This is a genomic window from Nocardia sp. NPDC004722 (genome assembly GCF_053601505.1).
The window spans coordinates 1-6,215 of the sequence record NZ_JBSGBY010000510.1 but is presented as its reverse complement, the minus strand read 5'-3'; the positions used below and the strand labels follow the sequence as shown (position 1 = coordinate 6,215).

The following is a 6,215-nucleotide window of genomic DNA, read 5'->3' as shown; positions in this document are numbered from 1 at the left end:
GAGGCCGAATACCCCGCCGATGTGGTGGTGCTCGGTATCGGCGTGCGCCCCACCACCGAGCTCGCCCGCGCCGCCGGGCTGCCGCTGGGGGAGTCCGGCGGCCTGCTCACCGATCTCGCCATGCGGGTGCACGGCCACGAGAACATCTGGGCGGGTGGCGATTGCGTGGAGGTTCTCGACCTCGTCTCCGGCGAACTCCGCCACATCCCGCTGGGCACCCACGCCAACAAACACGGCCAGGTCATCGGTTCCGGTGTCGGCGGTGACTACGCCACCTTCCCCGGCGTGGTGGGCACCGCGGTCAGCAAGGTCTGCGACCTCGAGGTCGCCCGCACCGGCCTGCGCGAGCGCGACGCCCACGCCGCGGGCCTGCAATTCGTCACCGTCACCATCGAATCCACCAGCCGCTCCGGCTATTACCCCGGCGCCGCCGTCATGACGGTCAAGATGCTCGCCGAACGCCGCACCGGCCGCCTGCTCGGCGTCCAGATCGTCGGCCGCGAAGGCGCCGCCAAACGCATCGACATCGCCGCGGTAGCCCTCACCGCCCGCCTGACCGTCGAGCAGATCGTCGCCCTCGACCTCGGCTATGCCCCACCCTTCTCCCCGGTCTGGGATCCCATTCAGATCGCCGCCCGCAAATCCGTCACCGCCCTGCGCCGTGAGGCCGTGTCGGGGCGTGCTTGACGATCCGAGAATCTGAAACGAATATGTCTCTGAAAGTCCTGCGGAGTCGGCGATGAGTGGTCAGAATTGATCTCGTTCGAAACTCCGCCGGGAACAGAGGGATTGAACGATGAGCAGGCTGGCGTCCTCGTGCGCGTCGATCCTGGCCGCGGCCGCCGTGGCCGGGACCGCGGTGGCCGGTACCGCGCAGGCGGAGCCGCGGGGCGGGCAGTCGTGTACTCCGTATACCGCGATCATGGCGCCGGGCACCTGGGAGACGCGGTACGACGCGGATCCCCATGTGCCGGTGGGGATGCTGCGGCCGATCGGTGATGGACTCCAGCAACAGCTCGGGGGCGATATCACCGTGCTGTACGCGCCGTACGCGTCGAGTGCCTTCGATCAGGGGTTCAGTTACGCGCAGTCGCTGCGCACCCTCGAGACCCGGCTGAACCGGATGGTGAGCGGGCTGTGCGCGTCCACCCGGCTCATCCTGGCCGGGTACAGCCAGGGGGCGGACGGGATCGGGGACTTCGCGACCGAGATCGGCAACGGGGCGGGACCGATCAGCGCGGACCGGGTGGTCGGGGTCGGACTGCTGGCCGATCCGCACCGCGACCCGAACACCACGCTGTCGCTGGGCGATCCGCAGCCCGGGCACGGGATCGCCGGGACGCGCAGCCAGAACTTCGGGGCGCTGACCGATCGGGTGCGCACCCTGTGCGTCGAGGGTGATCTGTACTGTTCGCTCAATTCCGCCGCGTCCCCGTTCCTCGCGGCGCTGGGCAAGGTGCTTAGCGGTGACGACTCGCCGATCGCCTCGGTCATTCCGGTCACCACCGACTCCACCACCCTGATCGCGCAGGCGGTGAAGGTCGGTGCGGGCTGGACGCAGACCGCCGCCAAGCTGCCCGGCCTGCTCAGCGGTCTGGCCACCGTCCCGACCCTGATCGGCAACGGTGATTTCGCCGGCGCGCACCAGATCGCGGCCGATCTGAATGCCGCGCTGGCGCCGACGGTCAAGGCGGCCGAGGGCGTCGACCTGCCGCTGATCGCCTCGGTCATCCGCGCGGCCGCCGCGGTGGACCCCTCGGGCTGGACCGCCGCCGAGAGCATGATCGCCGACCTGATGACCCGCATCGACCTGCCCCGGATCGCCGCCGACGCCGGGCAGCTCGAGGACACCCTGTGGCGCACGGTCGAATCCATCACCGGTGAGGGCCCGCACGTCACCGGTCAGGCGGCGGCGCTGGCCCAATCCGGTCTCGATCTGGCGGGCGCGCTCATCGGCCCCTTCACCTCCACTGTCCGCGCCAACCTGCACGCCGCGGTCCAGACCGTGCTCACCTTCACCTCGCCGGAGCGGCTCGACGAGCTGTCCCGCCTCACCACCCAGGGCTTCGCGCTGGCGAACTTCTACGCCTCCAACGCCCACGTCGACTACGGCGAGGACGCCCAGATCCTGCTCGATTACCTGGGCTCGCAAGCGAGTTCGTAGCAGTCACCCGATCTGCACGACCCGCGCCCAGCTCGGGGGAGTGCCGGGGACGTAGTGCGGATTGTCCTCGCTCCACGCGGATTCGCGGCGGAACAACCCGATGATGGTGCGACAGTTCGGTTTCGCCGCGGGCCAGGCGGTCTGGCCGTCGGTGAGCACGACGACGACGTCCGGGCGGGTGCGCAGCGCCTTGACGAATCCGGTACGCAGATCGGTGCCGCCACCGCCGATCAGCGCGATGCCCTCGGCGCGGCACAGCGGGTCGGCGACGCGGGCGGCGGTATCACATGACAGGACGGCGACCAGGTCGCGGCGGCCGCCCACGGTGCGGGTGACGGCCGCGGTTTCCAGTAGCGCACTGCCCAATTCGGCATCGCTGACCGAGGCCGAGGTGTCGATGACAATGCTGACCCGGGGCGGATTGCGGCGCAGGCTCGGCAGCACGATGCCCGGGAGCGCGGCCGAGCGCCGGGCGGGGCGGCCGTAGGAGTAGTCGTCGCCCGCGCCGCCCGTCGAGACCGCCGCGCGCAGCGCCGCGCCGAGCAGGTCCCGCCACGGTTGGGGCGGATGCATCGCCTCCTCGGCCCAGCGCCGCCAGCCCCCGCGTCCGTTGCCGGGGTCGCCGATGATGCTCTGCGCCACCCGGAATCGCACGCCGTCGCGTTCCTGTTCGCTGAGCCCGTCGGCGTCGTCGGGCCCGAGATCCCAGGCGCGGTCGAGGCCGTCCGCGCCGCTGCCGCAGTCGAGCCAGGCCAGCTCCCGGGTGTGGCGGCCGAGGCGGAACTGGTGCAGGTAGTCCTCCATGAGCTCCCCGGCGGGCAGCCCCAGCAGCGCGGGGGTGACCGCGTCGGCGGGTTCGATCAGTCCGTCGCCGAACGCGTCGTCGTTGATCTCGGCGTCGGCGGCGATGTTCATGCGCAGCCGTTCGGCCGCGCCGGTGAGGTTGTGCTGCCGCGCGAATCGGTCACTGCGCCCGTGATGGTCGCGCAGCAGATGCGACACCTCGTGCACCAGCACCGAGGCCAGATCCTCGACCGGGCGCTGGGCGACGAAGGCGGGGGATACGTAGCAGCGCCAATAACGGTCTACGGCCATCGTCGGAACGTGCGGCGATTCCACCAGGTGCAGCGCGAACAGTGCGGTGGCCAGGAACGGCCGGGCGCGCACGGCCAGCAGGCGGGCGGCATAGAGCTTCTCGCGATCCAGTCGCGCGGTGTCGCTCGGACCCGGACGGCCGCTCATGGCCGCACCGCCGCGGCGGCCTGTGCTTCCCGCTCCGCTACCCGGCTCGCGGCCCGCTCCGCGCCCCGCGAGACCGACACCATGCCCGCCAGCTCCTCGATGGATTGCGGTATGTCCCAATCACTTCGGCGCAGGGTGGCGAGGGTGGTCGCGGGCACGACCACCAGATCCGGTGCGCCCGTCTCGACGGCTTTCACCAGCAGCGCCCAGGCGGCGTCCCAGCGGGCGCGATCCGGCCGGTTGCGGACTGCGGCCACCACGCCGTCGAGCACCACCTGTCGCAGATCGCCGCGCCCGGGCAGGACTGCGGCGGCCGGATCGGCGAGCAGCGTTTCCGGATCCGGCAGATCCAAACGGTCGATGCAGGTGAGCAATTCGAAGCCGGGACCGTCACCGACGGTGCCGCGCACCAGCTTCGACAGGACATCCGGGCTCGCGTCGGCCGCGGTGGCGAAGGCGATCAGCCGCAGCGTCATCTCCCAGCTGCGCGGCGAGGCCCACGCGCCACCGCGGCGGGTCTCGCTGGTCGGCATCTGATGGACCAGCGCCGGACGCGCGGCCAGCAGCGTGCACACCGCGCGCCGGGCGAAATCCACTGCGCTCGGGAGTTTTCCGGGATCGAGCACGGGCAGTGTCGCGCGCGGCCAGGTGCCCCGCAGCCCGCGCACCACCACCTCGTGATCGTGGGTCCACTGCAGGTGCACGAACCGGTTGGCCAGCGGCGGGCTCAACTCCCAACCGTCGGCCGCCGAGGAGCGTGGGTTGGCGGCGGCGACGATGCGGACCCCGGCCGGTAGCCGCAGCGACCCGATCCGCCGTTCCAGCACCAGCCGCAGCAGCGCGGCCTGTACGGCGGGCGGGGCGGTGGAGAGCTCGTCGAGGAACAGCAGTCCGCGCCCGGCCCGCACCAGACGCACCGCCCAGTCCGGCGGGGCCATCGGGACACCCTGCGACGCGGGGTCGTCGCCGATGACGGGCAGACCGGAAAAGTCCGACGGCTCATGGACACTCGCGATCACGGTGGTGAGCGGGAGATCGAGGGTCTCGGCGAGTTGGGTGAGCGCGGCGGTCTTGCCGATACCCGGCTCACCCCACAGCAGCACCGGCAGATCGGCGGCGACGGCCAGAGTGAGGGCTTCGAGTTGGATGTCCGGGCGCGGCTCGGTGGTGGTGTCGCCCAGCAGGGACAGCAGTTCGCCCGCGATGTCGAGCTGGGATGGGAGTGTGGAAGTCATGGATGAATCACCTTGGGGTCGAGAGGAATCGAGTAGGTCGAAGAATCTCGCGCGCGGTGGCGCGGTCGGCGCTCACGCGGCCGGGTTCAGTTGAAGGTGGCGTTACGTGGATGCGCGCGGTGCGCGGGTCGAGGCCGCGTTGGGGTGCGCGGCCGGGAGCCGGTCAGCCCGGCCCTGAACAACCCGTAGGTGATCCGCCGCCGCTCGGCTTCTTCGAGCGCGTCGCGCAACGCGCCCTCGCGCAGCGCGGCCCCGGGACCTAGCAGACTCTCGACCACGGCCAAAGCACCGGCAATATCCCCGTGGTGCAACCGTTCTCGCACTCCGTCGAGGCAGTCGGGATGCCGATGCGCCCGGTCGATGGCTTGCAGACAAGGCAGCGGAGTCCCCGTGAGCGCGACCAGCAATTCCTCCCGCCGAACCTCCTCCGGCGAATGATCGAGCGCACTCAACACGCCATCCCGCAACCCGATCCGATGCCGCTCACCCCGGCAATCCACCACCCGCGGGTCCCCGGACCGCACTGCGCCGTAACGTGTTTCAGCCGAGTCCTGGACCGTCGCCGACTGTCCTGGTGACGGGGCAAGGGCGGCGGCCACCAGTGGATGGAGCTGCCCGGGAGTGATCGCACCCGTGCGGAGCAACTCCAGATCGGGCAGCCTCCAGGTCGCCGCATGCGGGAGGATCGGGAGTGCTGTCAGCCGCCCACGCGGGTAGTCGGCTGCGATCCGCAGTGCCGCAGGGCCATTCCCGGATGGTGGCAACTCCACCACGATTCGTCGCCGTCCGCCCAGCCGGATCAGCAGTGGCCCGGAGTCACTTGCACTGTCGCGCAAGAGGATAGACGCCTCCGCCGCCCACAGATCCACGGCGCAGGCCGCGGGCATCCGGGCCGCGAGCTCGGTGACCCACTCCGCATCTCCGGTGGTCAGCGCAAAGGCATCGCCGGATCGCGCTGCGCCGCAACGCATTCGCAGCTCGTCGCTGCGGCGCGCATCCCACAAGTGCCGGTGTAGATCGAGTCGGAAGCGGCGATCGGGGCCCTCGTGCGGATGCTCGCCGACGTTGCCGACACGGTGGGAGGCGTCCCACAACACGAGGTTGATCCGCTGACCGGCGTCCGCCCAGGCCGGTGCGGTGCGGGCCACAAGGTGCACCGGACCCGCACCGCCGCAACGAGTTTCATCGTCGCCGTAGCGGGCCAGCGTCAGGGTGAGTCCCGGTCGCAGTAGTCCGTCCGGAGCGATTCTCGGCATGTGCCAGCGCAGCAGATCCGGAGCCAGATGGCGAAGATCGGCCCGCACCCGAGCCGCCAGTTCACGCCCGCGCGTGCGCGCCAGCCTCCGCAGATTGATATCGACATCGAAACCCGCTGCGGCACAAGCGCCACCCCAGTCACCGACCGTACGCCGGGCGGTCGCGGTTTCGATCATCGCAGGCGGCACGGCGTATTCCCGCACGCGCAGCCAGAGGGAAAGTCGGGATTCGTTCCCGTTCGCAAGGAGCATCAGCACTCACCTGTTGCGAACGAGACCCCCAATCCTTGCTCGGAATGAGTCATCATCGCGCCGATA

5 protein-coding genes are annotated in these 6,215 nt (G+C 70.6%); 2 read left to right on the top strand and 3 right to left on the bottom strand.

Annotated features, from left to right (window positions below):
- Together ACWELQ_RS34925 and ACWELQ_RS34920 are read left to right on the top strand one after the other, a co-directional pair.
- The coding region (locus tag ACWELQ_RS34925; RefSeq protein WP_452401288.1) for an FAD-dependent oxidoreductase at window positions 1-687 on the top strand (687 nt) is incomplete at its 5' end.
- 109 nt (window positions 688-796) lie between these two features.
- Window positions 797-2,164 carry a cutinase family protein gene (locus ACWELQ_RS34920; RefSeq protein ID WP_452401287.1) on the top strand — a complete coding sequence of 456 codons (1,368 nt, stop codon included), beginning with the start codon at window positions 797-799 and terminating at the stop codon, window positions 2,162-2,164.
- Window positions 2,165-2,167: 3 nt separating this feature from the next.
- Here the strand turns inward: ACWELQ_RS34920 and ACWELQ_RS34915 are convergent, their stop codons facing one another.
- From ACWELQ_RS34915 to ACWELQ_RS34905, 3 genes are all read right to left on the bottom strand, one after another.
- Entirely contained in the window at window positions 2,168-3,406 is a 1,239-nt protein-coding gene (locus tag ACWELQ_RS34915) for a vWA domain-containing protein (RefSeq protein WP_452401286.1), read from the bottom strand.
- Window positions 3,403-4,641: an AAA family ATPase gene (locus ACWELQ_RS34910; protein ID WP_452401285.1), complete on the bottom strand. Its 1,239-nt coding sequence runs from the start codon at window positions 4,639-4,641 to the stop codon at window positions 3,403-3,405. The genes ACWELQ_RS34915 and ACWELQ_RS34910 overlap by 4 nt, the downstream gene beginning before the upstream one ends.
- A gap of 86 nt (window positions 4,642-4,727) precedes the next feature.
- The gene (locus ACWELQ_RS34905) at window positions 4,728-6,149 is read right to left on the bottom strand and encodes a hypothetical protein (RefSeq protein WP_452401284.1); all 1,422 of its coding nucleotides are present in this window, start codon (window positions 6,147-6,149) and stop codon (window positions 4,728-4,730) included.
- Between the last annotated feature and the right edge of the window lie 66 nt (window positions 6,150-6,215).

Bases quoted from the DNA above. Each gene is read 5' to 3' on its own strand.
- ACWELQ_RS34905 (WP_452401284.1), bottom strand. From the start codon at position 6,149: ATGCTCCTTGCGAACGGGAACGAATCCCGACTTTCCCTCTGGCTGCGC.
- ACWELQ_RS34910 (WP_452401285.1), bottom strand. From the start codon at position 4,641: ATGACTTCCACACTCCCATCCCAGCTCGACATCGCGGGCGAACTGCTG.
- ACWELQ_RS34920 (WP_452401287.1), top strand. From the start codon at position 797: ATGAGCAGGCTGGCGTCCTCGTGCGCGTCGATCCTGGCCGCGGCCGCC.
- ACWELQ_RS34915 (WP_452401286.1), bottom strand. From the start codon at position 3,406: ATGAGCGGCCGTCCGGGTCCGAGCGACACCGCGCGACTGGATCGCGAG.